The organism is Micromonospora sp. D75 (assembly GCF_018070405.1).
Taxonomy (GTDB): domain Bacteria; phylum Actinomycetota; class Actinomycetes; order Mycobacteriales; family Micromonosporaceae; genus Micromonospora; species Micromonospora chalcea.
The window spans coordinates 1-2,643 of record NZ_JAGPXV010000745.1 but is presented as its reverse complement, the minus strand read 5'-3'; the positions used below and the strand labels follow the sequence as shown (position 1 = coordinate 2,643).

1 pseudogene is annotated in these 2,643 nt (G+C 76.2%); it reads right to left on the bottom strand.

The annotated features are described in order from the left end of the window. A pseudogene (locus KBX39_RS28475) lies at positions 1-2,642 on the bottom strand (type I polyketide synthase); the annotation flags it as partial. Position 2,643: the final 1 nt, after the last annotated feature.

Sequence of the window (2,643 nt, the reverse complement as noted above, 5' to 3'; positions counted from 1 at the left end):
CGGGCCGCCTCGTCGCCGGCGCGGACGGCAAGCGCCCCGAGGGCCGTGCCCGGGCCCAGCGGCCCGCCGGAGACGACGGGGGCGGCCAGCCAGGGGGGGGTGGTCGGGGAGCGCCGGCCGGTCAGCACGATCTCGTCGGCGCCGGCCAGGTCCACGGCCGCGCCGAGCAGACCGTGCTCGGCCACGCCGAGGCCGGCGCCGCTGACGTCGCCGGCGCGCAGCCGGCCCACGGCCGGCCAGAAGCGCTGCCGCTGGAACGGGTACGTCGGCAGGTCGACCGGGCGGGTTCCGGCCGGTAGGAGGGCGGTCCAGGTGATCGGCGTGCCGTGCGCGTACAGCTCCGCAAGCGCGTGGACCAGCGACGCCGGCTCGGGTCGGCCGGGGCGCAGGGTCGCCACGACCGCCGCCGCGTCGTCGTCCGGCAGGCAGGCGCCCACCATGCCGGCGAGCACCGCGTCGGGGCCCAGTTCGAGGAAGGTACGGACGTTGCGCTCGCGCAGGCTCGCGACCCCGTCGGCGAAGCGGACGGTCTCGCGTACGTGGCGGACCCAGTAGTCGGGGGTGCCGATCTCGTCGGGGTCGGCGACCTGCCCGGTCAGGTTCGACACGATCGGCAGGACGGGCCAGTGGAACGTCAGCCCGTCGAGCGTCTGCCGGAACTCGGCCAGCATCGGCTCCATCAGCGGACTGTGGAACGCGTGGCTGACGGTGAGCCGGCGCGTACGCACACCCCGGTCCTTCCAGGCCCGCTCCACCTCGTCGAGGGCCTCGGCGGCGCCGGAGACCACCACGGCGGTGGGGCCGTTCACGGCGGCGACGCCGACCCGGTCGGCGAACGGGACGATCGACTCGGCCACCGCGGCCTCGTCGGCGGCCACGGCGAGCATGCCGCCGCCCGCCGGCAGGGCCTGCATGAGCCTGCCCCGCGCGGCGACCAGCGCGCACGCGTCAGCCAGGGAGAACACGCCCGCCACATGCGCCGCCGCGATCTCGCCGATGGAGTGCCCGGCCACCAGGTCCGGCACCACACCGAACGACTCCACCAGGCGGAACAACGCCACCTCGACGGCGAACAGGCCCGCCTGGGTGAACACCGTCTGATCCAGCAACTCCGCCCCGGGCGTGCCCTCCGACGCGAACAGCACCTCGCGCAGCGGGCGCGGCAGCAGCGGGTCGAGGTGACCGCACACCTCGTCCAACGCGGCAGCGAACACCGGGAACGCCCCGTACAACCCGCGACCCATACCGGCGCGCTGCGCGCCCTGGCCGGAGAAGAGGACGGCGGTGCGGCCGCTGCGGGCGATCCCCCGCACGACGGCGGCCGAGGGCTCGTCGTCGGCCAGCGCACCGAGGGCGGCGAGCAGCCCGGCGCGGTCGGCGGGCAGCAGCACGGCGCGGTGCTCGAAGGCGCTGCGGGCGGTGGCGAGGGCCCGGCCCACGTCGGCGATGGTCAGGTCCGGCTCGCCGTCGACGAGGGTCCGCAGCCGGCGCGCCTGCTCGTGCAGGGCGGCGGCGTCGCGGGCCGACAGGACGCAGGCGACGAGGTCGCCCGGGACGCCCGTGGCGGGGGCGGCCTGCGCCGGGGCGGGCTCGGGGGCCTGCTCGATGATGGTGTGCGCGTTGGTGCCGCTGATGCCGAACGACGACACCGCCGCGCGGCGGGGCCGGTCGACGGCGGGCCACGGCCGGGCCTCGGTGAGCAGCGCGACCGACCCGGCCGTCCAGTCGATGTGCGGGGACGGCTTCTCGGCGTGCAGGGTCGGCGGCAGCACGCCGTGCCGCATCGCCAGCACCATCTTGATCACGCCGGCGACGCCGGCCGCCGCCTGGGCGTGGCCGATGTTCGACTTGACCGACCCCAGCCACAGCGGACGGTCCTGCGGTCGGCCCTGCCCGTACGTGGCCAGCAGCGCCTGCGCCTCGATCGGGTCACCGAGGACGGTGCCGGTGCCGTGCGCCTCGACGGCGTCCACATCGGTGGTGGCGAGCCGGGCGTTGGCGAGCGCCTGCCGGATCACCCGCTGCTGTGCGGGGCCGTTCGGCGCGGTCAGACCGCTGCTGGCGCCGTCCTGGTTGACGGCGCTGCCCCGGACGACGGCGAGCACGCGGTGACCGTTGCGCTGCGCGTCGGAGAGGCGCTCCAGCAGGAGCATGCCGACGCCCTCGGCGAAACCGGTGCCGTCGGCGCCGGCGCCGAACGCCTTGCACCGCCCGTCGGGCGACAGGCCGCGCTGCCGGGAGAACTCGGTGAGCATGCCGGGGGTGGACATGACGCTCACCCCGCCGGCGAGGGCGAGGCGGCACTCGTCCTGCCGCAGCGCCTGGGTGGCCAGGTGCAGCGCCACCAGCGACGACGAGCAGGCGGTGTCGACGGTGACGGCAGGGCCTTCCAGGCCGAACAGGTACGAGATGCGGCCGGAGGCGACGCTGCCGGCGCTGCCGTTGCCGACGTGGCCGTCCAGTTCGTCGGTGCCGCCGGCGGCCTGGGAGGCGTAGTCGTGGTAGATCAGGCCGACGTAGACGCCGGTGCTGCTGCCCCGCGCCGAGTGGGGGTCGATCCCGGCCCGCTCGAAGGCCTCCCAGGAGGTCTCCAGCAGCAGCCGCTGCTGGGGGTCCATGGCCAGGGCCTCGCGGGGCGAGATC